Genomic DNA, 24,362 nt, shown 5'->3' with positions numbered 1-24,362 from the left:
ATAGCCTCATTCTCCTTGATCGTATACTATGGGAAGTTCTTTCGCGATGGTCTCTTCCACCTCAAAAAGCACTTTCATATAAACTTTACCATTCTCTTTCTTATCATGCAAAATTTTTTGGCTTACGAATCTTGAATCGGTCCCATATTTCGCCAAAATATCACGGCGCGCCCCCTCGATTCCCTCTTTTTTGGCTTCATCCTCGGTAATGGTCCGCTGGACCTCGGTGACCTCCATGATTTTTTCCGTCATCCAGCCGAGCGGCAGCACGCGCGTCCTCCAAGTCAGCGGATCATAGAAGGTCAGGGTCTCCTGCTGCGAATACGGGATCTCCCCGTAGCCCCACAACTGAACGGCACGATCCCCGAACACGATATAGGAGCGCTTCTTTCCTTCGCCCGTATAGACCTTATGCGTTTTTACCAACGGAATTTCGATATCGTATTCATGCCATACCAGGCCCCTTACTTCCCCTTTGGCTACGACTCTCTCCGAATTCTCCTCATCCCCAAGAACCCCGGAGATCAGAATGTCGCCCTTCTTCACGCGGCTGTTGATCCCTACTTTAGGAACCCCCTTCTCTGCGTACATTTGAGTAATTACCGCGTCCTGGGTACTGATCAGATGCCTTGGGCTCTGGAGAGGCGGTTTCTCCGGCACGGCTGCCTCGACGATCTGAATGCGTATGCGCGTCCCGTTGCGTTCCACCCCTACCCAAGAGGTTCCCGGAAGACGGACGGTCAAATTGCCGGACAGCTTGTCCATCGATTGCAGCTTAAATATCCATTGAAACGGATAAATGCCCTCCTGTTTGGCCGCATCCAGTACATCTTCCGACGCAATCGTTTCATTGCCCTCGACCTCCACGTTCCATACCATGGACGAAAGCGTCAGCAGAATCATAAAAAACGCAACGACGCCGATAACAAAAGCTTTGCGTTTGAACAAACGTCGTGCTTGAAAAGGATAACCAAACCGCTCCTTGATGCGCGTACGGCAGCCTGTCCGTTTTAACAGCGGACGGAGCCCTTTGAAATCTTTCAGCAGCAGCTTAAACTCTGCTGAATGCGCCGCTGTCGGTGTTACGTCCCAAACCGGGATCCCGGCCTCCGCCAATGAATTGATGAATGCTTCCACATGCTCACCGCGAACGGCGAGCTTCAAATATCCTCGAAGATGGATCATCGTCGGAATCTTCACGGTTTCTCCCCCAATCCTATGTATTGAATATTATGAATGGTGCCAATGATGGTCACTTCGTGGCTTTGAATGGCCTGAATCGCAAGCCCGGTCCCGGAAATCTCCAAAGAACCTTGCGTTAATGACAACACAAGTCGTTCCTCGGAAAAATGCCGGACTCCGCGATGGTTTTCGATATGCAGCTCTTTATTGCCAATCAGGGTCAACCGCGGTAAATCAAATAACAGGTCCTGTGGCAAATCAAGCATTTCTTGGGTCCATTTCTGCAGCTTGCGGCTGATGCGGGACATATGGAGACTTTCCCCCTTCCTGTACTGTACACCTTATGCCCCAGGCAGCCGTTTTATGAGATGAAAAGTAAAAAGACCGCCCCGTCAAAAATCTGACGAGGCGGTCTCCCGCTTCTATGAATCTATTAACAGCAGCCAATTTCGTAAAACTCACCCAATCTTAGTTTCTGAAACCCCTCAAAGCGTCCGAAGATTACCGGCGAGAGTTCATGGAGCGTTTGGCACGCGGGGGTCCCAAAATTTCGGCCCAAACAATGCCGTTTCGAGCCTGTTCTGCAAGATTCGATCGACTGCTCCTAGTCTGTTCGCGATCTTCATCTTGGCTTTCGACAACAGTTTCAGGTAAAGCGATGGTCATCCGATTCAAATTAGAGTGAATCCGGTTCAAGTCCTTCTCCATCATCTCGATTCTATGATCTATGCTGTCAGGGTGGAACCTCATCTCTTCCTCACGTCTCGCTCGATCAATCTCTTGATGTTCAAGAGAGTATCCGTTCCCGGTATCCGTTTCTTCTTCATCCAACCGCTCGATCCGGGTGCTTTCCTGAACAGGCGGACGGGAGACTTGTGGAGCCGTCTGTACCCGTCTTGCTTCAGGCCGCTGTGACCGCTGCTGCCCCGGTCTTGCAGGACGGTCCCCTTCGCCGCCGAAGGATGGCATACGAGGGTTTTTCCCCTCCTCGGGGTTCTTTCCCCTTCTTCCGAGGGCGGAGATAATGAAGAAGCCTATAACAGCTACAATGTAAAAATTTTCGATTAACCAGCTCACTATAGGCTCACCTCATCGTGGTTACTTGGTTTTGTTGTCTCCGGAGTTGTCATTATTCTCACCCATCTTACCGAAGGAACCTCTCATTTGCGTATCGGCTTCGATATTCTTCAGGTTCATATAATCCATCACGCCCAGCTGGCCGCTGCGAAGCGCTTCTGCCATCGCCAGCGGAACTTGAGATTCCGATTCCACGACGCGTGCTCTCATCTCTACGACGCGAGCCTTCATCTCCTGCTCTTGGGCTACTGCCATAGCGCGGCGTTCTTCCGCCTTCGCTTGGGCAATGCGCTTGTCGGCTTCGGCCTGCTCGGTCTGCAGGTAAGCACCGATGTTTTTGCCTACATCCACGTCCGCGATATCAATAGACAGAATCTCAAACGCTGTTCCTGCGTCGAGTCCCTTGGACAGAACCGTTCTTGAGATCAGGTCCGGATTTTCAAGAACATCTTTATGCGAATTACTGGAACCTACCGTCGTTACGATACCTTCACCGACACGAGCAATAATCGTCTCTTCGCCAGCACCCCCGACCAAACGGTCAATGTTGGCACGTACCGTTACACGTGCTTTAACTTTGACTTCAATACCGTCTTTTGCTACGGCTGCTACTACCGGCGTTTCGATCACGCGCGGGTTAACGCTCATTTGCACCGCCTGCAGTACATCGCGTCCGGCAAGGTCGATCGCAGCAGCCCTTTCAAACTCGAGCGGAATATTCGCACGTTGGGCTGCAATCAAGGCATTGACCACCCGGTCTACGTTACCACCTGCTAGATAGTGACTCTCCAGCTGGTTGATGTTAAGACCAAGTCCTGCCTTGGTTGCCTTGATGAGCGGATTCACAATCCGGCTTGGCGTTACGCGCCGCAGGCGCATGGCCACCAATGTAATAATCCCGATGCGCACGCCGGAAGCGAGCGCCGAGATCCAGAGCATTAACGGGAAAAAACTGAAAAACACGCTAAGCAGGATAATCGCGACAACCCCGATTAGAAGAATCGGTACCAAAGAACCATCCAATTCCATATTCGTTTACCCTCCAATATTGAATATTTGCCTTCATCACGTAGAACGTTTAAACACGGGCTCTTTTAATACTACACAATTCCGCGCAGAGGTTCACCCTTTTTCTTCCTCTACCACAATTCGGGTGCCGTCCGTCTTGATGACGCGGACCGGTCGGCCGGAATCGATGAATCCGCCAAGGGTAACCACATCAAGGCGCCGTCCCTCAAGTTCCATCGTTCCAGCCGGCCGAAGCGGCGTAATCGAAGTTCCAACCAGGCCGATCAGCACATCCCTGTCTTCATTCGGAACATACCCCTGTTCCTTCGATAAGCTGTCACTGAGTATGAACTTGCGCCATACTCCCCGTTCCTTGAATACGAGGGCAACCACAATGATGGCCACCAGGGCCGATGCCGCTGCAACCCCGAGGGACAGAGCAACATGAGAGGTGCTATAGGCCGCCATGACGACGCCGGCAATCAAGCTGGCTGAGCCTATGATGCCCAGTATCCCGAAGCTTGGCACAAACAGCTCCATCGCCAGCATCACGATACCGATCACAAACAGCAGCCAGGTCTCCCAACCGGCAAATCCGGCCACCTGGTTGCCGAAGAAATAAAGCACGAATGCAACCACGCCAAGAATCCCCGGCACGCCGAATCCAGGAACAATGACTTCGATAATCACGCCGGCGATACCGATGAACAACAGCAGCGTCATGACCCCGGGATGCGTAAGAAATGTAGCCAGCTTCTCCGAAAACGTCGGCTCCATCCGGAATACGTCCTGCTTGGAGTAGTCCATCCATGTGATGACCTCTTCGGTGCTGTTCGCAATCGTGTCCGCATAACCTGTCTTCAGCGCTTCATCATGCGTCAAGGAAATAATCTCTCCAGGCTGCTTCGTCAAACCGATTTCAGGCATGTCGACCTTCAGATTGATATCTGCCATGCCCATCGCGATTTCTTTGTTTCGACCACCCGCTTCGGCAGCTCCTGCCATTTTGCTTTTCCACCAGGAAACCAGCTTGGCATCCTCGATCCGATTGCCTCTGGCATCCACCATATAAGCCGCGCCAATCATGCTGCCCTCGGACATGGCAATCTTGTCTGCATTGAGTGCGATGTAACTGCCGGCCGATGCCGCATCGCCCGTAATGTAAGCCACGATCGGAATCTCGCTGTCCTTCATCAGGGTGGCAATTTCACCCGCTTGGTCGACAAGACCGCCCGGCGTATCGATTTCCAGGACGATGAGTCCTGCCGCCATTTCCTTGGCTTCCTTAAAACCGCGCTCCATAAAGCTGGTTAAGCCGCGTTCGATCGGCTGCTTCACCGGAATGACGTACACCGACCCGATGTTAGCCGCCATCGCGGATTTCATCGGTGCTGCATACATTCCGATCGATATCAGCATCATCACGACGGCTGCCGTTAACGTCAGAAATCTGCGCATCCACAACTTTCCACTCATTTTTCCCCCTCCTTTTCGACTTCATTCGGCCACCCCTACCCTCATTTCGACAAAACGGGTTCAGCGGCCTGCCTCTTGCATAAGCATATGTATCTACTTGCACTCATATGGTAGTTAATACGAACCAGAAACGATTTCGTTTCAAAAAGTATGCCCATCCATGGAAAAAACCATCGATCAAGGCGCTTCGGCTTCTCCAAGCCCTGCTCCTTCACGGCAAAGAAAAAACACCCCTTGAGAAAACAAGGGGTGTTTCACTTATGTTGTTACAGAAATTGTTGAACAACTTGATTGACAAGCTTTCCGTCTGCACGCCCTTTAACTTTCGGCATGAGAGCGCTCATTACTTTACCCATCTCGGCTTTTGAAGAAGCACCGGTTTCCTGGATGGTCTGCTGTACAATGACTTTAATTTCTTCTTCAGTAAGCTGTTCCGGGAGGTAGGCGCTAAGGAGCTCAATTTCTGCTTTTGCATCGGCGGCAAGATCGTCGCGTCCCGCTTTTTCAAATTCTTGGAGGGCATCTTTGCGCTGTTTGATTTCACGACTAAAAATATCAAGCACTTCGTTGTCATCCAAACTTCGTTTCAAATCTATTTCAAGATTTTTTATCGTCGAACGAACCATTCGAATCGTTGAGAGTTTGAACTTGTCCTTACTCTTCATCGCTTGCTTCATATCTTCGTTCAATCGTTCGCTAAGATTCATGCTAGTTCAGATCCTCCTAAAACTTTCTCTTACGAGCAGCCTCGGACTTTTTCTTGCGCTTTACGCTTGGCTTTTCATAATGCTTGCGTTTCTTCACTTCAGCCAATACGCCATCTTTAGCAATGGAACGCTTGAAGCGACGAAGTGCAGCATCAATTGTCTCGTTTTTGCGAACTTTAGTTTCAGACACCAGTTTTCCCTCCCTCCGACCAGACCGTCCAAGAGCATTAACACGGTTCATCAAACTTCATTATAGGGCAAACCGAAATAGGGTGTCAACCTTGGGCGTTTAATTTACGATAGTCCGTGCAATTGAAACACCCCCGCGGCGGCCATGCGCTGCGAGGCTGATATATTTCTTCCTATGCAAGAAATTATGTATGAGCCGGGGAAATGCCGGTTAATGCGCCTAATCGGCGTCCGCCCATCAGGTGATAGTGCACGTGGAACACCGTTTGTTCCCCATCGCGACCGCAGTTGTTAATTAACCGATAACCGCTCTCCGCAATGCCGAGCTTGGCCGCGGCCTCTTTAGCCGCTTTGTGCATCTCGCCAATCAGCAGCAGGTCCTCATCCTCGATATCGTTCATGGAAGCGATATGCTTCTTTGGAATGATCAAGACATGAACCGGCGCTTCCGGGTTGATGTTTTGAAATACGAGCACCTTATCATTCTCGAGTATCTTCGTGGAAGGAAGCTCACCCTCTACGATTTTACAAAAAACACAATCCATTCGCGGTTACCCCTTTCATACGTGTACATGCTTTTATCATATAAGAAAACGGGCAGTGCGTCCAATCGATGGAAGATGATCCATATAAAAAAAGAGAAGCACCCCTGGAACGCAGCTGTCCAGTAAGGAGGCGCTTCATCACGAGAGCAAGGGAAAAGAAAGGAATCTCTCATGATCAAGCGCCAGCCCGGTGCTTCTTCTATATGTCGGCTTATCTGTACTATAACAGTGCCTTGTTGCTGTTTCCGTGATTTAAATCACACCGCCTTGTGTTTTGCGGCTACATCGATTCAATTGTTATCCGGGATCCCGCACCCGCCTGTTCCGCCGGCTGTACCACCAGCTTGCGCGGCAGGCGGGCCCGAAGCTCGGGCACATGGCTGATGATGCCGACGGTTAGCTTATCGGTATGGAGGCGCTCAAGCGCGGTGATGACCGTCTCCAGCAGCTCCGGATCCAGCGTGCCGAACCCTTCGTCGAGGAAAAAGAATTGCAGCGGATATTGCCCGCGCAGCTGGATTTGGGCGGAGAGCGCCAAAGCCAAGGCCAATGAGGTCAGGAACGTCTCGCCGCCGGATAAAGTGGATACCGGACGCCGGACGCCGCCGTTGGCATCGTCCCGAATGACAAAGCCTCCGCCGGAATCCACCTCAAGCGAGTAGCGTTGCTTGGTCAAATAGCGAAGACGCTGGGAGGCCGACTGGCTCACCTGCATCAGCTGTTCTTCCGCAATATATTCAACAAACGCGTTGCCGCGCAAGCAGGACTGCAATTTGGACAAGCGCTCGCTCTCTCGCTGGAGGTTTAGACGCCGCTCTTCCAATTCCATGAACCGGACGTGACGCTGGTTCAAGTCTTCCAAATCCCGCTCCGCCCGGGCTCTCGCCTGCAGCGCTTCCTCATCGGATGCACGGGCCGCCTGAAGCTCGGCTGTGCACCGTTCCCAGTCCTCTTCTTGGAACGGGCGGGAGCCAAGCTTCAGTTCGACGTCGCGAAGCCTCAGCGTCCATTCCCGCTGCCCGTCCCGATGCGCTTTCACGAGCTGGGCACATCGTTCGCTTTCTTCCGGGGTCAAGCAGGCTTCCATGACGGCATGCTCCGTAGCGAACGGAGAGGCGGCCAGCTGGTTCTTCCAGGCAAGCTTGGCAGCCCCGTGCTGCTCCTGCGCGGCTATTTCCGCCTGTTCCGCAAGCGCCGCTTCCTTGGCTGCATGCCGAGCCGTCTCCTCTGCCTTCCTGCATTCGCTCCTAGCTTGTTCCGCGGACTCCTTCAGCAGCTTCATCCTGGTCCTGCACTCGCCCAGCATTTCCTCGGCCGACCGGTCTCCGATCCAAGCCTGAAGCCGCTCTTCTTTATCCTTCAGGCCATCCGCCTTTCCTTCCCGCTGCGCATCCCATTGAATCAGCAGCTTTTCGAGCTCAAGCAGCTGCTGCTCCAAGCGGAGGACGGCCTCCTTTTTCTCTTCGATGAATGGAACGCTGCGCTCGAGCCCTTCCTTAATCGATTCGGATTCCGCGTCCTTCTCCTGCATGAGCTGAAAACGGGCAGCTGCCTCTTCCAAAGGAAATTCCGGATTGCTTTCCTGCCAGGAAGCCAAAATGTCCGCAGCTTCGATTTCCAATCCGGCTAACTGATCCCGCATCTGGTGCTCTGCCGCTTGTCCATTCTCCAGCGCGGCGCTCTGTTTCATAAGCTCCTGCCGACATGCCAGAAGACTCTGTTGTGCCTTGGAAACTTCAGCTCGGCATTGCCCGATGGCAGCAGCTTGAACATCAGCCGCTTCTATAAGCCAGGCTGTATCCGAAGCAAGCTTTTCCGCGTCATACGGCCCTTCAGCGACAGGCATGGCGGATACCGCCGCTTCCATCGATCCGCTCTGCCTGAAGGAACTCGCGTCAATCAATTCGCCGTCTGCGAAAGTGTCGATCTGCGAACGCGATTGACTCGCCAGCGACTCCGCTTCGTTATGCTGCCCCCGCAGGGTCAATCTGGCTTCCTGAATTTGATGCGTGATCCGCGTCAGCCGGTCCATGCCCTCATCCAAAGTCTCTTCAGGCTGTCCTGCCGAAACGGCCGGTTGCGGATGATGCTGACTTCCGCACACGGGACAAGGCTCGCCTTCCCGGAGCTCGGCGGCCAGCGAAAGGGACAACGCATGAAGCTGTCTGTCCCGAAGCGATCGGCTCATCGCCTGGCTTACCTCGACTGCGGCAGCGGCGATCCGATCGGCAAATGCCGATGCTTCGGCTGCGTCACGCTGCAAGCTGTCAGCCTGCATGGAGAGCTGTATGTAGTCGCGCTGCAGCTCCTGCTCCTGCTTCTGCATGGTGCCCACTCTGGCCTCGAGCTCCCTCAGCTTGCCCTCCTGCGATTTCAGTTCAAGCTCGGACTTTTGCTTCTGCCTGCGGACAGCCTCAAGGGCTTGAACCTTCTGCATCGCCAGATGAAGCGCCTGGCGCTCCCCTGAACGGGTCTCCAGCCCTTTCAGCTTGCCCTGCAGCTCCTCCTGCCGCCTGCGGCCTCGTTCAAGCAGCTCCTGCTCCTTATGAAGCAGAGCGGTTATCCCTTCGCGCTCTTGGCGCGCTTTCGTTCGCTGCGCATCCAGCTTGGCCAGTTCTTCCCGTAATGCATCACGTTCCCGCTGCAATAAAACGGCCTGCTCCAGCTGCTGCTCCCGAAGCACCAGCTTCGGTTCCTCGGCCCGAAGCGCAGCTTGGGCGGCTTCATCCGCCTTCACAGCCTGCTCGGCTGCCTGCTGGGCGGACGCGGCTTGCGCCAGGAGCCCTTCGGCAGTCCGCCGCCGCTGATCCCATGCCTTGCCGGATTCGCGCCATGCCTCAAGCGCGGGGAGAACGGCGGCCGCAGCCCCTGTCAGCTCAAGGCGGCGTTCCAACCGCTGCATCTCTTCCTCATGCTGGGCAAGCTCGTCCAGCTTCCCCTGCAGCCGCCGCTTTTCCATATCCAGCTCGCGAATTTTTCCCATTGCTTCATGGGCTTCCATGGCGGCTTGGAGATGATTGCGGGAAAGCATCGCGTGTTTCTTGGCATGTTCCAGCACCGCCGTCGCTTCCGCCAAAGCTTCCTTGCCTGCACTTCCAAGACCCTGCTGTTCCGCTTCGACCGATTTCAGAGAACCCTCCGTATCCTTAACACGGCGGCTGAGCTTGATCGCAAGCTGATCCCCGTACCGTTCCAAATGGAACAACCGCTGCAGCATCTGCCGGCGTTCGCTCCCCTTCAGGGAAAGGAATTCGGCGAACTTTCCCTGCGGAAGCACGACCGCCCGGGTAAAATCGTCCATTTTGAGCCCGATTTTCTCTTCGACGCAGCGGGTGACCTCGGCCAATTTATCCGCCACCACCTGATCCCCTTCGGGGGTAACGCGAATGAAACGGCTCACCGTATTGCTGATGGAAAGCTCATTAACCCGTTTGAACCTGCGCTCTACCCGGTATCGCTCCAGCCCGGCTGCGGAAGACAACTCAAACGTAAAGGAGACGGACAGGCCGTCCTCCGAGTGGTTCATGATGCCCTGGGTTCCGTTAACCGCGCGCTCCACTTTTCCGTACATGGCTAAGGTAATCGCATCCAGCAGCGTGGATTTCCCGCTGCCCGTCGGTCCGAAAATACCGAAGAGCCCGGTTTCGCACAACGTTTCGAAATCAATCTCCTGCGTGCTTCGGTAGCTCTGCAGTCCGGATAACTTCAACAAAATCGGCTTCATTCTAAGACTTCACCTCCGTTCCGTCAGACTCAGACTCCTCTTCCTCAACCAGCTCCAGAAACAAATCGACCAGGTGATCCTCAGGCTCAGCCCCCCCGGTTTGCCGTTGGTAGAACTTTCGGAACAGTTCCGGCAGCGGCAGCCTTGAGCGCTCGCTCTCCAGCTCCAACGCTTCCATCTCCGGGTATACCGGACGAATGTGGACGATGCCGTCCCGGCTCTTGCGCAGCCGCTGAATATCCGCAAGCCCCATGGCCTCCGTTAAGGATACCTCCAGATCAATGAAGGCCTCGGGATCGCGCCCCTCATCCAGCCAGCGGTAGACTTCATCCAAGCCGCCTTTGGCTTTCCATCGGACAAGCGGGCGGCCGCTGCTGAGAAACAGCTCCTCAATCACGGGAGCTCCTCCCGGCGATACGTCAACCATGGTCACCGATTTCGCCTGTCCCGCTTCCGAGAAGCTGTAGGCCAGCGGAGATCCGCTGTAGCGGATCATCCCCTCCCCTTTCACAGCCTGGGAACGATGCAGGTGACCCAGCGCCGTATAGGCAGCGCCGACAGCGAGCGCCGACGGATCGACCGTGTACGCTCCCCCGACTTGAATCGGACGCTCGGAATCGCTCTCGACGCCGCCAAGGACATAGATATGGCTCATCGCCAGATTGACCGTCTGCGGAGAAAATTCCCTTGCCATCATCCTCATCAGTTTTCCGACTCTGTCGCTGTAGGCGCGGCGAAGCTGATCCTCATCCCCGTCGACCGATAACAGCTCGTTGAGCCTGGCCTCTGACGGGTAGGGCAGAGCTGCGATCTTGGCCGTTTCTCCGGTACGGGCTGTGGCAACCGTTACTGCATCGGCGATAGGTGTCCCTATCAGCGTGATGCCTCTGGCTGCAACAAGCGGCGTAACGGATGCAACCCGCTCCGGCTGATCATGGTTGCCTGCAATGACCACCATGGGGCGGCCTCCCTCCGTAAGTCTGGCGGCCGCTTCGTAAAACAGCTGCTCGGCTGACGCAGGCGGATTCACGGAATCATAAACATCCCCCGCCATGAGGATCAGGTCCGCCTGCTGATCGTCCGCCAGCTTAACCAGTTCATCCAGAAAGCGCTCCTGCTCGGCAAGCCGGCTTCGGCCTTCGAGCGTGCGCCCCAGATGCCAGTCCCCGGTATGCAAAATACGCATCGATAATCTCCTCTCCCGCTTCAAACGTCTAACAAAACATAACTTACCGAAGGGTTATACCTGTACGGCATGTCCCCCATCAAAAAAGTACAGCCATTTCTCATGCACAGGTTCGCCTAAAATATCCTCCAAAGCCTTTGCATACAGGTCCAGCTGAAAACGATACTGGTCAGCCAAGGCCGTCAGGCCGCCGCGATGCTCCAGCACCCGGTCGGTCTTATAATCAAGCAGCACAAGGCGGCCGTTATGCCTGAACATGCAGTCCACAACCCCTTGGATCAGCACCGTTTCGTCCCGCAGCAGCTCCATCTCGGGCAATCCTTGGGCCGAGTGTTCCGATATCGGGTCCAGAAAAGCCAGCCCCTGATAAGCTTCTGCCGCTGGGAGTGCATAGGAAAACGGCATCTCGCGCCAGACATCTTCTGCTGACAGCACCCGTTTTCCAAGGTCGCAATCAAAAAGGCTGCTAATCTCGGCTGCTTCCACCGCGGAAGCCTGCTCACCGGTGATGATCTCCTTTTCCACCAGGTAACGGATGGTCTCTTCGATCTCCGCTGTCGGTTCTGCAGCGTCTTCCAGCCGTTGAAGCGGCAGATGCTGCATGATGGTATGATATACGGTTCCCCGCTCGGCGGGCGTCAGCTTCGTGGACTCCATAAATTTCGGCCGCCGCAGGCTCAGCGTGAAGGAGGTGCTTGCGTCGATACTTTCCCTGCTCTGGCTTTTCACGGCCCGTTCCTCCAACAAATCCAAGGAGGGGCTGTCCTGCAGGGCAAGCAGCTTTTTCATCTCCGTTACGGACGTTTTGGCCGATATTTGACTGACCGCTTCATAACGATAATTCCACGACAACCGCTGATCGATGGAAGCCCGCTGAACATCTGTCCCCTCCTCTTCCGCTTCGGCAATCGCAGATTCCGGAACAGGCTCGAGCCTGCGCAGGGCATTCAGCTTCATCATCCGATTTTCGCTGTCCGCCTGAACGTCATCGCTCATGCCGGTCATGCCCTGCGCCAGGGATTCCGGCGTTTCAATCGAGAATATCCATTGCGATCGGTCTGCCGCTAACGCGCGCGAGCTCGTCTCCTCCGGCAATCCCGCCTGTCCGCGGAGCGGGCCCGCAGACGGATGCCGTATCACGGCCGGACCGATCCAATCGAGGTAGCTCCGTCCCCGGGCAAGGACGTAATCCGGCAGAAGCAGCTCCGGGTTAAAATCGGCCTGTGCCCAAGCGGACACCTTTTTCGGCAAATCCTTCACCGTGCCGACCAGGATCATCTTCTCTTTCGGCCGTGTAAGCGCAACGTAGAGCACCCGCATCTCCTCGGCCAGCAGCTCCAGCTGCGATCTGCGCCGAATCGCCAGGTTTGGCAGCGTCGGGTAGCTTACGCGCATGCCTTCATCCACGAACTTCGGTCCGAAGCCAAGCTCCTTATGCATCAGGAAGGGGGCGTTCAAATCCTGTTGATTGAAATTTTTGGACAATCCCGCCACGAACACGACCGGAAACTCCAGGCCCTTGCTCTTGTGAATGGTCATCAGGCGCACCGCGTTGCCCTGGCTTTCTGTGCCTCCGGCGGTGCCAAGATCCCCGCCGCGCTCGCGGAGACGCGAGATAAAGGTCAGAAAACGGAAGAGCCCTCTGGAGGCCGTGTCCTGTTCATACTGCACGGCCCGGTCATATAGGGCGGTCAGATTGCCCTGACGCTGCTTGCCGCCGGGCAAGCCGCCAACCCAATCCAAATATCCGGTTTCGCTGTAGATCCCCCAGATCAGATCGCTCAGGCTTCCCTGACGCGCTTCCTGCCGCCAGCGCTGCAGCCGATCCATAAACAATCCAAGTTTGGCGCCAAGCTCCGCCGATATTTCGATAGCATGGCCTTCCGCCGTTAGCGGGGCATCCGAAAGATGGCTGCCTGCTACGAGTTCATGACCGGCGGCGGCTTCGGCCAGGCCTTCCAGTCCTGCGCCCGGCGTCCATTTTCCGTCGACGAAGCCCCTAGGGCGTGCCGAATCCATGACCGGCGGCGCGACGCTTAACGAGACCGCCGCCTTCAGCGCATCGTAATAAGTCCCTTTCGCGCACAGGCGCACCTGTGCCATCTCTTCCTCGGATAATCCGAGAATGGGCGAGCGCAATACCGAAGCCAAAGGAATGTCCTGCCGCGGATTATCGATCACCTGCAGCAGCGATAAGATGATCTCCACTTCCGTAGCCTGAAAGTATCCCTTGTTCTGCTCGCCGAATGCCGGTATTCCCTCCTGCCTTAACTCCTCAATAATTAACGGTGCCCAAACCATGGCGGAGCGCAGCAAAATGACCATGTCTCCATACCCGGCGGGCCGCATCGTTTTCAACCCTTTATCGTAAACCATGAGCGGCTTTCCGCTTTCGCCTGTAATTTCGCGGATTTTGCGGGCAATGGCACGGGCTTCCAGCTGGGCGGTTTCCATTTCGAGCGCCTCAGCCTCAAGCTGAACCCCGTCCTCTTCGGAAGCCGATTCATCGGACTGCTCCTCCGGACCTTTTCCGGCACGGTCGATCAGCAGCATTTCGGGCATGTAGGGATTCGCGCCTCCGTTCGTTTCCCGTTCCGGAAAAGAAGCTCCGCATACAAGCTCGGCCCGTTCATCATAGGCAATCTCGGCTACCGATTCGTTCATGATCTGCCGGAACAGCAAATTGACGGCGTCCACCACTTCCATCCGACTGCGGAAATTACGGGCCAGATCAATTCGGATGCCCGTTTGGGACGTGCCTGTCCCGGAAGAAAACGTCTTGTACTTATCGAGAAACAGTCCCGGTTCCGCCAGACGGAACCGATAAATACTCTGCTTCACGTCGCCGACCATAAACCGGTTGCCCGGCATTTCCCGGGAGATCAATCGTACGATGTCTTCCTGCACGCTGTTCGTATCTTGATATTCGTCCAGCAGCACTTCATCAAACTGCTCGCGGTATTCCATCGCCGCATCGGAAGGCATCATATGTCCCGGCACGGAATCGGGATGGCGAAGTATATGGAGGCAGTAATGCTCAAGGTCATTAAAGTCGACCATGCCTTTGGCCGCCTTGGCCTCCCGGTATCGCTCGCCAAAGGCGATAACCGTCTCGGACAGCTCCATCATCAGCGGCGCTGCCGTGTGAAGCTCCCGCAAAAACTCCGATGCCGGACGGCCGAACAATGCATTTTTCAGCTCATTTACGATTTTCTTCACGTTGTCGCGCAGTTCCTTGACCTGCTCCTGCAGCTCCGGCAGCACCTCATCCTTTCGAACGGATTTAAGCTTGCCAAAAGACGCCTCGCGGAAAATGCCGTACAACGATTCCCACGGCGAAGTATCGATGGCCTCCAGCAGGGAAGCCACCATTCGCAAGTCCTCATCGAGATTGTCCGCATACGGTGTTGGCCCTCCCGGCTGCATGGCAATTGCCTTGGCTTGCTGCAGCAGCCCTGCCGCTCCGTTCAAAGCCAAGCGTGCATCAGCCAAGATGCTCTGGACCCATGGCGTGTTACCAAGGGCTTCCGTATCGGCCACCTGAAAGCCGGCGGCTGTCTCCCTAAGCCAGTGTGACGGCCATGAATGGCTGCGGGAGAAATCGTATAGACGCTGCACGAGACGGTACAGCGCATCGTCCGTTCGCTCGCCGCTGAACCAGTCCGCCAAGCGCAGAAACCGACTTTCCGGGTCCCCCTCCGCCTCTCCGTATTTCTCCTCGAACAGCTCCTCCAGCATATCCTGCCGCATTAAATCCGCCTCATGTTCGTTCAGGATGCGGAATCCCGGATCCAGCGGTATTAACTGATAATATCGCCGAATGACTTCCATGCAGAAGGAGTGCAGCGTTGTAATCGACGCTCTTCCAAGCAAAGCGAGCTGACGCCGGATATGCTCATTGTCCGGATCCCGGTCCAGCTCACGGTCCAGCGCTTCCCGGATCCGTCCCCGCATTTCGGCAGCGGCGGCTTTCGTGAAGGTAGCCACAAGCAGCCGATCTACGCTGAACCCGGCGGCATCGTCCAGGATTTTGCGAATGATCCGTTCAACCAGCACGGCGGTTTTCCCTGAACCTGCCGCAGCTGCAACCAGCATATCGTCGCCCGACATCGCAATGGCTTTCCACTGGTCGTCGCTCCACATGCTTCCCTCGGGTTTTGCTATCATCTCTCTCACCGGCTCTCTCCTCCCTTCGGATGTCCAAGCATATCCCACACCTGATCTTTGCCCGGTTTGCCCAGCAGCTGGTATTCGCTGCCCTCAATCGCGTCGTCGAACTGACATACCGGCCGGAAAGAACAGAACGTGCAGGCGGTCTCCTGCTGTATCCGGTACGGTTTAATCGCGACATCGCCGCCTGTGATCCGGGAGCCGATGTTCAGCATGTTCTCCCGCACGGCGGACAACAGGGTCTCCCACTGGTCAGGCGTTGCCACGGCCGCGCTGCTGTAGAAGCTGCCGTCCGTTTTGACGGCGACGGGCAGGATGGCAGAGTGCCCTTTTTCAAGGAACGAATCCATGAGGGACACCGCTTCGCGGTCTGCCAGGAGCAGGCCTTTCATTTTGTAGCGCTTGAGCAGCTCCTCCGCCGCCTGCTCCGGCGTCATGCCGTTGGCGGACTGCAATACCGGATCATGCACGTGGAAGTACAAGGTTCCCGCAGGCAGGGCCTGCTCGCCCAGCCATTCCTCCGCAAACGTCAGCAGCACGTCCAGATAGGTCAGCATCTGCAGGGATAGGCCGTAATAGACCTCATGCAGCCGCAGATCCTTCTGGCTCGATTTATAATCGATGACCCGAAGCATGATGCCATGCTCGCCTCGGGCCATGTCGACCCGGTCTATGCGCCCGACAATCTCCATCTTGGTCCCGTTCGGCAATTCAAACGCCAGGGGTGGCAGCGGCTTTCCGGGACCGAAATCAAGCTCAAGGCCGATCGGCTCGAATTTGCCGCGCCTCGCCTGCTCTCCCAATATGACCGACGCTCTGCCCACGATGTTTTTAAGCTTGCGCGAAATATAGCCGTACCGCTTGGAGCTGAGCAGGATTTCACCCTGCAGCATGGGTGCGAGCCGATCCACGGTCGCTTCCGCTTCGCGAAGGCATTCCTCGGCGGTCAGGTCTCCCCAGCTTCGATGCTGCGATTGGAACTTGACGGCCATGCTGCTCAAGGCAGCATGGAACAGCTGTCCGATGTCGGGAGCCTGAAGCCTGTACAGCTGCCGCTCTTTCAGCTTCAAGCCATGGGAGGCAAAATGGGAGAACGGGCAGGCAACAAAGCGCTCCATCCGGGATACGCTTGTCTGCAGCTTCGTTCCGTACAACTGTCTGCTGGTTTCCAGCTTGAGAGGCCGGGCTTCATTCCGGTAAGACAAGGAGGAGAGCATGGTCGTAAGGCGGGGCCGCAAACCCGGCTGCTCCGCATACCAGTTGTAAACATGCCACCACAAATCCGGGATCTCCTCCCCATTCCTCCAGTCGCGAAGCCGGCCCGCTAAATAAGCAAGCGTCTTGCCCGGACGGACCGCATAACCCCCCTGCTCAAGGGCCGATTGCCCGGCATGCGGTCTTGGAAACAAAGGCTCCTCTTCCAGCTGGAACATCAGCTTCAGATGCCGCACCACCTCGGATGGCAGTAACGGCTTGCCTTCATCATCCGCTGCAGGGTAGCTGACCCACAGCTGTTTGCTGGCCGAAGTCAGCGCATTGTAGATCAGAAACCGTTCATCCAGCAGTCTTCGGGATATGCTCGGGGCAAGCTCCAGCCCGCGGTCTTCAAGACGAACTCGTTCCGGCTCGGTCAGGATGCCGTCATCCTGGAACTGGGCCGGGAGCACGCCGTCGTTAATGCCGAGAAGAAAAGCATATTTCACCCCGCCCGTCCGCGTCCGGTCCATGCTGCCGATGAGCACCTGGTCCAGAGACGGAGGCACAAGAGCCATTTTCATTTCCGTAAGTCCCGTACCCAGCACGCCGGTAAACAATTCGGTGCTTAGCTTCTCCGCGCCCATCATCTCGACGATTTGGTCGAGCAGGCCGAGCACGGCTCCCCATACCTGGCGATGTTCCCGGGCTTCCTCAGGGCGCCCGGCATCCAGTGCAGCCCGGCTTAACAGCTCCAGCTTCTCGGGCACAGCGCACTCCTCCAGCAGCCGATAGACCGCGGTGCTCTGATCCATCGCGCTCGCAGCCTTTTTCATCCGCTTCTCGAACGCATGCAGCGGTTCCGTTATCACCTTCCTGGCGTACTCGATCGCGGCCATGCCGTCCTGATTGCGGATCTCGCTTTCCCCCTCTTCTAAAGAGAGGCTCGGAATTCCCTTCCAGGGACGGCCATCCGTCCAGCGCGTGCCCTGGATCCCGGAGGCCAGCACATGGTTTTCCAGACGATCCATGTCCTCACGGGTAAGCGAACCGTCCAGCGGCAGCAGCAGATCCGTCTTCACGCAGCGGAATACGTCCTCATAACGCCACCGGCGACCGATGACATCAAGCGCAGAGCGAATGAACTCGACCAGCGGATGGTGAAGCTCGCTCCGCTTCTGATCGAGAAAATAAGGAACGCCGTATTCCCTGAACAAAGGACCCATCAGATGCTCATAGTCCCCCATATTCCGGACGAAAACAGCCATTTCGCGGTATCTTGCCCCTTCCTCCTGTGCCAGCCGCAGCATTTCGCGCAGAGCTCCTTCGATTTCGGCCCGGCGATGGCTGGCAGCGTGTAAAAGCAGACCTTTCCTCCCGCGGTTTGGACTGCTCGCTGTGTCTGGGCCTTCATCCGGTTCCGCCCAGCGTCTCTTCCGATCATAACCGCGCTCGAGATGGGCAAGCATGGAAGATTCCTGAAACCGCGGCAGAACATCGGGATGAAGAATGCGGTGCTCCGCCTCCAGCCCGATCTCATCGATAATCCCTTTGAGCTTTATGTACGTCACCGCAGTAGGATGAAAGAGATCCAGCTCATGCGGAACCGTCCCGTTCTTGTAAGGCTTATCCAGCGTCAGCGCGATCGTCACACGCTTGGCGTGTGCGATGATCTCCCGCAGCACCCGGTACTCCTGCGGCGTAAAGCCGTGGAAGCCGTCGATCCAGATGTCGGCACGCTTGATATATTCCGATTCGGTCACACCCTCAGCCAATGAGACCAGCGTGTCTTCCTCATCCATGTAAAACCGTGAAATTTCAAGCTCGAAATCGCGAAAGACCGTCACGATGTCCTCCAGCTTCCGCCGCAGCATCGGTGAATTCCCGGAGCCGGATACCATCTGTCCCAGCTGCTCCTCCACGCATGAGGCGTCAATGCAATAGCGCTTCATTTCCGTGTACAGCTCGCTCAGCTTGCCGACAAAGCCATGCTGCTCTCCCGAGGCGCCGAACATGTGGAGCTCTTCCTTGCGCCTCCGCAGAATTTTATACAGGAGCATACGCTTTCCTTCCTCGCTGATCGCCACTTTCGCGGCTCCGCCGGTTTCCTGCATGACCCGGTAAGCCAAACGGCGGAAGCTAAGCACCTGCGCGCGCATCATTCCGCGAATGCCTCCCGCATTGACGAGCGCGTGCTCTGCTTCATAGGACCCTTGCTCCGGAACGATCAGGATCATCGGATCCCCCTTGGGATTATGCTCCAACCGTTCGATCATCTCTTGGCGGATCGACGTGCTCTTGCCGCTGCCCGACCTGCCGATAACAAATTGAACGCCCATGCTATGCCTCCTTTACATCTTGCCGAAAGAGACTCATTCACCTTCAAAACCAGCTGCTTATCAGGTGAAATCATGCCCTTTGAATCTAGTAGTTCAAGATCAAAAATGTATGTCAAATCTTGCGTGATGGTTCGACCCTATCAAAAAAGATGCTGATTACTAGTATAACATAAGTCCTGATTGGTGGAACATACGTTTGGATTTCATTCCCATTCCCAACGATTTCGGACATATAAAAAAGGACCCTGCCATCGTGGTTATCCACCATTGCAAGATCCTTTACATGAACCGCCAAACTGGGGTGTCTACAGTTTTGATTTGCTGCGCACTTCAAAGACGGCGAATTTCAAATAATGTCCCTCGTCGACCCCGAGAATTTGCGGATGGTCCTTGCCGGCCGCACGCCATTCCACCAATCTCAGAATTTTGCCGGCATCCTTCGCCGCATCCTGGATCGTCTCCAGGAACAAATCCGGCCGCATATGGTACGAGCAGCTTGCCGTAACCAGATATCCACCCTCGTTGACCAGCTTCATGCCGTGGAGGTTGATGTCCTTGTACCCGCGGCAAGCCCCCTTGACGGCCGACCTGGTTTTGGCAAACGCCGGCGGGTCCAGAATGACCACGTCCCAGGATCGCCCCCCGCCCGCGGTCAACGGTTTCGAGGTATCCACTTTCTGGTCCCCTTGGGCACGCAGCTCGCGCTCTTCCAAACCCTTTACCTGGCTGCGCAAATATTGGAAGGCGTCATCCACCACAAATTCCACGCGATCCTGGAATCCGTTCAATTCCACGTTCTCTTTGGCGCTTTCGATGGCATGCTCCGATATGTCGAGACAGGTGACTTTCTTGGCGCCGTATTTGCATGCATGCAGCGTGAAGCTGCCCGTATGCGAAAAGCATTCCAGCACCGTTGCGCCGTCCCAATACGGGAACGTAACTTCTTTTCCGCTTTTGTTCACCGGCAGGGTCTTCGTCTCGCCATCCCGCTCCACGGGCTGAAGCGTAATCCCGCTGCGGCTTCCCCAACCGGTCATTAACGGTTTGATGGATGCCCGGTTCTCCCGCTGATCAAAGAAATATCCGGTCTTCTGACCTTCTTCGATATCCACTTTGATCTTCAAGCCGTTCTCCGTCACGATGACGTGGCGGGGACACTCCCCGTAAAGAGTTCCCTTGCGCTGTTCCAGCCCTTCCAGTTCCCGGATGGAAACGTCGCTGCGCTCGTAAATTCCTTTCGGCTGTACCACTTCGACAAGCGCCTCCACGATGTCCGCACGGCATCGATCCATGCCCAGCGTCAGTAGCTGCACGACCAGCACGTCGGCAAAACGGTCCACGATCAGCCCCGGCAGAAAATCAGCCTCGCCGTATACCAGCCGGTAAGCATTCTCGTCTCCGATAAACCGCTCCCGGTGTTTCAGGCATTCCTGGAATCTGGCTGCGAAAAAAGCCTTGTCCATCGCCTCGACCGGCTCATACGAAACGGTGCGCACGGTGATTTGTGATAACGGATTGTAATACCCGGAGGCAAGAAAACGGCCTTGGTGGTTGAACACCGATACGATATCGCCCGGCTCGGGCTCGCCCTCGACAGAAGCAATCTCGCTTTTATACACCCAAGGGTGCCCCTGCTCCAGTCTCTTTTTTCGACTGCGCTCCAAAATAACCGATGGCACTGTATTTCACTCCTTAAAGTTATCCCCTGGTTTATTGCAATAGGCATGCATGTCCGCCAAGGGTCATATACGTAATTAAGAAAAACGTCGACCGACGTGCTTTCACAGTTACCCGACCGCGTGAAGAGATCGTTTTCTTGCGATGATCGATGACTTTCGGCTTTGCTGGAAACTCCGCTCCCACCTTATTTTACAAAAAGGAGAACATCATGCTATCCACGCTCTGGTTTCCCGTCTGTTATGGTCTTGTCCTGTTTCTGTTCGGCATGAAGGTCATGGAGGTCGCCCTCCAACGCTGGGCCGGACCGCTCTTGCATAAGTGGCTCCATAAAGCGACATCCACGCCCCTGAAAGGCATGATTGCCAGCACGGCGGTCACGGCCCTGCTGCAGAGCAGCACCGCCGTAACCGTGCTGGCGATAGGCTTTGCCAATGCCGGATTGTTAAGCCTGTCCGGTACCTTGGGCGTTATTCTCGGCACGAACATCGGCACGACGGTAACCACCGAACTCATCAGCCTGCAGATCGGACAAGCCGCCATGCCTCTGCTTGTCCTCTCGCTGATGCTGTGGGTCGGAGCCGTTCTTGTCAGCGAGCGCGTACCTGCGAGTCACGACAAGTTAAAAAACCAGTTGATCCGCAGCCAATTTTTATGCCTCGCTGTCGCCGGATTTTCGCTGGTGCTGCTCGCGATACAAATCATGCAATCCATTGGGCCGACCCTTCAAAGCCTCGGGTTGTTCCAATGGTTTCTTGACCACGCCTCGCAAAGCGTCCTCTGGGGCATTGCAGCCGGTGCGATCCTGACGGCTTTGATGCACAGCAGCGCCGCCGTCATCGCCATGGCTATGGGGCTCGCTGCCAGCGGAGCGCTGCCTCCCGAGATCGGCGTCGCGATCGTGCTGGGCTCCAATGTCGGCACCTGCGTGACGGCGCTCATCGCAGCGATTGGCAGCAGCCGTGCCGGACGATTCGTGGCTTGGTCCCATTTGGGGCTTAATATCGGCGGAGTCCTGCTCTTTATTCCGTTCACAGCGGGATTAACCGCCGTATCCGGATGGTTAGCCGCAGATCCGGCCGGACAAATCGCCCATGCGCAAACCCTGTTTAACATCGTATGCTCGCTGATCGCGCTACCTCTATGCTATCTGCCTTTCTGGAATAAGCGGTTGCAGTCCTAAAATTTCATATCTTCATCCGCCGGAATAGCGACTTCAAGCAGCATCAGCGCTTTACGCAGGATGATATCGTTGTTATTGTACCCGTTGCTCCGCTGCTTCCTCCATGCGGCAAGAGGCTCGAACCAGTCCACCCCGTTGATTTCCTCGATTTGGGGTTTTAGGATGCCTCCTTCTGCCTTAACCAGGTAGTAGTGAACTTCCTTGTCGACCTGGCCGAATTCGGGATGATGGTATTTATATGCAATAATGTCCACTGGAGAAGTGATGGATCCGACTATACCTGTCTCCTCGCGTATTTCTCGGAGAGCCGTCTGCTCGACGGATTCACCGGCTTCCATCTTGCCTTTGGGAAGCGAGGTTTTTCCATAACGGTCCAAAATGAGCTGGATCTGAAGCGCCCCTTCATGATAACGGTATACAACGCCGCCCGCGGAAATTTGTGTATATGCCATGTCCTGTTCCTCCTTCATGTACAACAAGGACTCCACTTCCGGTAGCCAGGAAATGAAATCCTTGTCTGGTATGGCCGCTATGGAATATTACTGGGCAGCTGCCTTTAATCCATGATCCATGACGCTGAGGAGTTCGCCCTCGCATTCATTTACACCGGCTTTGGTTACTTTTACGCGGCACAGCTTGCCTTCGAGATCAGGCGATCCGTTGAATACAAGCTGCAGGTAGTTGTCGCTGTAACCCTGCATCTTTCCGCCTTTGGGAGCACCCTTGTATTCGCGCTCCGGTATCACGTTCAGAATCTGGCCCACGAAACGCTCGGCATAAGCAAGCTGGAGCTGCTCCGACAAGTCGATCAGATCGTGCACACGCGCATTCTTCACTTCCTCGTCCACCTGATCCTCCATTCGTGCCGCCGGCGTGCCGGTACGCTTCGAATACGGGAATACATGCATTTCCGAGAACTGAATCGCCTTCATCAGGTCATATCCGTTCCGGAACATTTCCTCCGTTTCGCCAGGGAAGCCGACGATGACGTCCGTCGTAATGCCCACATCCGGCATCGCTTGACGAATCAGGCCCATCTTGTTATAGAACTCTTCCGTCGTATATTTACGGCGCATCCGTTTCAGTACCGTATCATCCCCCGCTTGGAGCGGAATGTGAAGATGGCGGCACATTTTACTGGAGCGGTTCAGCACGTCCAGCATCTTCTCATCGATCTGGCTTGCCTCAATGGAGCTGATGCGGATCCGTTCCAAACCGTCAACCCGGTCAAGGTCCCACAGCAAATCGGACAATCTGTAATCCTCGAGATCATCCCCATATCCGCCGGTGTGGATACCGGTCAGCACGATTTCCTTATAACCCGCTCCGACCAGCTGATGCGCCTGCTTGATGATGCTCTTCGGATCACGGCTTCGCGACAAACCGCGGGACCAAGGGATGATGCAGAACGTGCAGAAGTTGTTGCATCCGTCCTGAATTTTCAGAAATGCGCGAGTACGTTCCGCGAAATCCGGTACGTCCATTTCCTCGAATACCCGGGTCTTCATGATATTGCGCACGGCGTTAATCGGCTGGCGCGTCTTTTCGATGTCATGAATGAAATCCATGATTTTCTCGCGATCCTGGTTCCCGATGACAAGATCCACGCCCGGGATATCCAGAATTTCCGCTGGCGAGGTTTGGGCATAACAGCCCGTTACGGCCACGATCGCCTCGGGATTTCGGCGAACCGCGCGCCGGATCATCTGGCGGCTCTTCTTATCCCCTGTGTTGGTAACGTGGCAGGTGTTAATCAAATAAACATCAGCGGTTTGTTCGAAGTCCACCTGGTCGTAGCCTTCATTCTTGAAGTATTGCCAGATGGCCTCGGTATCGTAAAAATTGACTTTGCAACCCAACGTATAAAACGCTACGGATGGCATGTTCAAACGCCCCCCATTTCTCCAGATTCGTATAGTGCGCAGGCCAGCGCCGTCATGCCGGCGGTCTCGCAGCGAAGGATCCGCCTTCCGAGTCCAACGGCTACGGCTCCCGCAGCTTCGGCCGCTCGGCATTCCTCTTCCGTAAAGCCGCCCTCGGGCCCAACGACCAGCAGCAAGCTGGCAGGCTTGGCCGATTCACGCAGCGCCTGCTCTGCAAAAGGCTTCAGCACGTCCCTCAGCTGGGAGCCCTGCTCTTTTTCATAACAAAAATATACGGCATCATAGCCGGAAAACGCTGCAAGCAGATTTTTCCACGTCAGAGGCTGTTCAACAGACGGAATCCGGTTGCGATGCGCCTGTTCAGCCGCCTCCTTCGCGATTTTGCGCCAGCGCTCCAGCCGCTTTCCTTCCTTTTTGGCATCGTACTGAACGATCGTTCTTTCCGACAGGAAGGGAACAAAGGACACCGCGCCGATCTCGGTGCACTTTTGGATGACGGTCTCCATCTTGTCGCCTTTCGGCAAACTCTGGGCAATGCTCACTTGCAGACGCGGTTCCTGCGACATCTCCATGGGTTCAATCACAACGGCAAACACGCTGCCTGCATCGATGCGCTCAATCTCCATCAAGGCCTCGCGGGATACCCCGTCGCTCACGATCAATTTATCGCCAAGCCTGCCTCGCATGACCTTGGCAATATGACGGGCATCGTCGCCCGTAATCTCAACACGGTCTCCCTCGAATTGTGCGGGAGTCACAAAATATCGCTGCATCTCTATCCTCACCTAACTCAAAAATCGCCAAACCCCATCATACAACTTT

General features: G+C 55.5%; 17 protein-coding genes. 1 reads left to right on the top strand and 16 read right to left on the bottom strand.

Annotation, left to right across the window (positions count from 1 at the left end):
- Nucleotides 1-6: 6 nt before the first annotated feature.
- From yqfD to M1D70_RS08665, 13 genes are all read right to left on the bottom strand, one after another.
- Nucleotides 7-1,200 carry a sporulation protein YqfD gene (gene yqfD / locus M1D70_RS08725; RefSeq protein ID WP_456289647.1) on the bottom strand — a complete coding sequence of 398 codons (1,194 nt, stop codon included), beginning with the start codon at nt 1,198-1,200 and terminating at the stop codon, nt 7-9.
- Nucleotides 1,197-1,490: a sporulation protein YqfC gene (gene yqfC / locus M1D70_RS08720; RefSeq protein WP_009590797.1), complete on the bottom strand. Its 294-nt coding sequence runs from the start codon at nt 1,488-1,490 to the stop codon at nt 1,197-1,199. Before yqfC ends, yqfD begins: the two co-directional genes overlap by 4 nt.
- A gap of 193 nt (nt 1,491-1,683) precedes the next feature.
- Nucleotides 1,684-2,151 carry a hypothetical protein gene (locus M1D70_RS08715; protein WP_433939028.1) on the bottom strand — a complete coding sequence of 156 codons (468 nt, stop codon included), beginning with the start codon at nt 2,149-2,151 and terminating at the stop codon, nt 1,684-1,686.
- A 129-nt stretch (nt 2,152-2,280) separates the two neighbouring features.
- Nucleotides 2,281-3,288 carry a flotillin-like protein FloA gene (floA, locus tag M1D70_RS08710; RefSeq protein ID WP_009590804.1) on the bottom strand — a complete coding sequence of 336 codons (1,008 nt, stop codon included), beginning with the start codon at nt 3,286-3,288 and terminating at the stop codon, nt 2,281-2,283.
- 93 nt (nt 3,289-3,381) lie between these two features.
- The gene (locus M1D70_RS08705) at nt 3,382-4,743 is read right to left on the bottom strand and encodes an NfeD family protein (RefSeq protein WP_456289646.1); all 1,362 of its coding nucleotides are present in this window, start codon (nt 4,741-4,743) and stop codon (nt 3,382-3,384) included.
- Between the two features lie 266 nt (nt 4,744-5,009).
- Nucleotides 5,010-5,450, bottom strand: a complete 441-nt coding sequence (locus M1D70_RS08700; RefSeq protein WP_006209020.1) for a GatB/YqeY domain-containing protein — start codon at nt 5,448-5,450, stop codon at nt 5,010-5,012.
- Between the two features lie 16 nt (nt 5,451-5,466).
- Nucleotides 5,467-5,640, bottom strand: coding sequence for a 30S ribosomal protein S21 (rpsU, locus tag M1D70_RS08695; protein ID WP_005547957.1), 174 nt, complete (start codon nt 5,638-5,640; stop codon nt 5,467-5,469).
- 184 nt (nt 5,641-5,824) lie between these two features.
- A complete protein-coding gene (locus M1D70_RS08690) occupies nt 5,825-6,184 on the bottom strand; it encodes a histidine triad nucleotide-binding protein (RefSeq protein WP_009590808.1) in 360 nt (119 codons plus the stop codon).
- Nucleotides 6,185-6,464: 280 nt separating this feature from the next.
- Complete coding sequence (locus tag M1D70_RS08685; RefSeq protein WP_456289645.1) at nt 6,465-9,908, bottom strand: AAA family ATPase; 3,444 nt, start codon at nt 9,906-9,908, stop codon at nt 6,465-6,467.
- A gap of 1 nt (nt 9,909) precedes the next feature.
- Nucleotides 9,910-11,094, bottom strand: a complete 1,185-nt coding sequence (locus M1D70_RS08680) for an exonuclease SbcCD subunit D (protein WP_009590799.1) — start codon at nt 11,092-11,094, stop codon at nt 9,910-9,912.
- Between the two features lie 54 nt (nt 11,095-11,148).
- Nucleotides 11,149-15,261 (bottom strand): helicase-exonuclease AddAB subunit AddA, encoded by a 4,113-nt coding sequence (addA, locus tag M1D70_RS08675; RefSeq protein ID WP_456290408.1) that lies wholly within the window; start codon nt 15,259-15,261, stop codon nt 11,149-11,151.
- A 5-nt stretch (nt 15,262-15,266) separates the two neighbouring features.
- Entirely contained in the window at nt 15,267-18,797 is a 3,531-nt protein-coding gene (addB, locus tag M1D70_RS08670) for a helicase-exonuclease AddAB subunit AddB (RefSeq protein ID WP_456289644.1), read from the bottom strand.
- A 305-nt stretch (nt 18,798-19,102) separates the two neighbouring features.
- Nucleotides 19,103-20,476, bottom strand: a complete 1,374-nt coding sequence (locus M1D70_RS08665; RefSeq protein WP_456289643.1) for a class I SAM-dependent rRNA methyltransferase — start codon at nt 20,474-20,476, stop codon at nt 19,103-19,105.
- Between the two features lie 209 nt (nt 20,477-20,685).
- On the opposite strand from M1D70_RS08665, the gene M1D70_RS08660 reads away from it, so the two are divergent.
- On the top strand, nt 20,686-21,657 hold the full coding sequence (locus tag M1D70_RS08660) for a Na/Pi cotransporter family protein (RefSeq protein ID WP_009590802.1): 972 nt from the start codon (nt 20,686-20,688) through the stop codon (nt 21,655-21,657).
- On the opposite strand, the gene M1D70_RS08655 is transcribed toward M1D70_RS08660, so the two are convergent.
- The 3 genes from M1D70_RS08655 to M1D70_RS08645 all read right to left on the bottom strand — a co-directional run bounded on the left by M1D70_RS08655 (nt 21,654) and on the right by M1D70_RS08645 (nt 24,313).
- Nucleotides 21,654-22,109, bottom strand: a complete 456-nt coding sequence (locus tag M1D70_RS08655) for an NUDIX hydrolase (protein ID WP_009590811.1) — start codon at nt 22,107-22,109, stop codon at nt 21,654-21,656. The genes M1D70_RS08660 and M1D70_RS08655 overlap by 4 nt on opposite strands.
- Before the next feature lie 87 nt (nt 22,110-22,196).
- Nucleotides 22,197-23,540, bottom strand: coding sequence for a tRNA (N(6)-L-threonylcarbamoyladenosine(37)-C(2))-methylthiotransferase MtaB (gene mtaB, locus M1D70_RS08650; protein ID WP_009590818.1), 1,344 nt, complete (start codon nt 23,538-23,540; stop codon nt 22,197-22,199).
- A gap of 2 nt (nt 23,541-23,542) precedes the next feature.
- A complete protein-coding gene (locus tag M1D70_RS08645; protein ID WP_009590785.1) occupies nt 23,543-24,313 on the bottom strand; it encodes an RsmE family RNA methyltransferase in 771 nt (256 codons plus the stop codon).
- Between the last annotated feature and the right edge of the window lie 49 nt (nt 24,314-24,362).

It is taken from the genome of Paenibacillus sp. AK002, from assembly GCF_053903045.1.
This window is presented reverse-complemented; position numbering and strand designations above follow the sequence as displayed.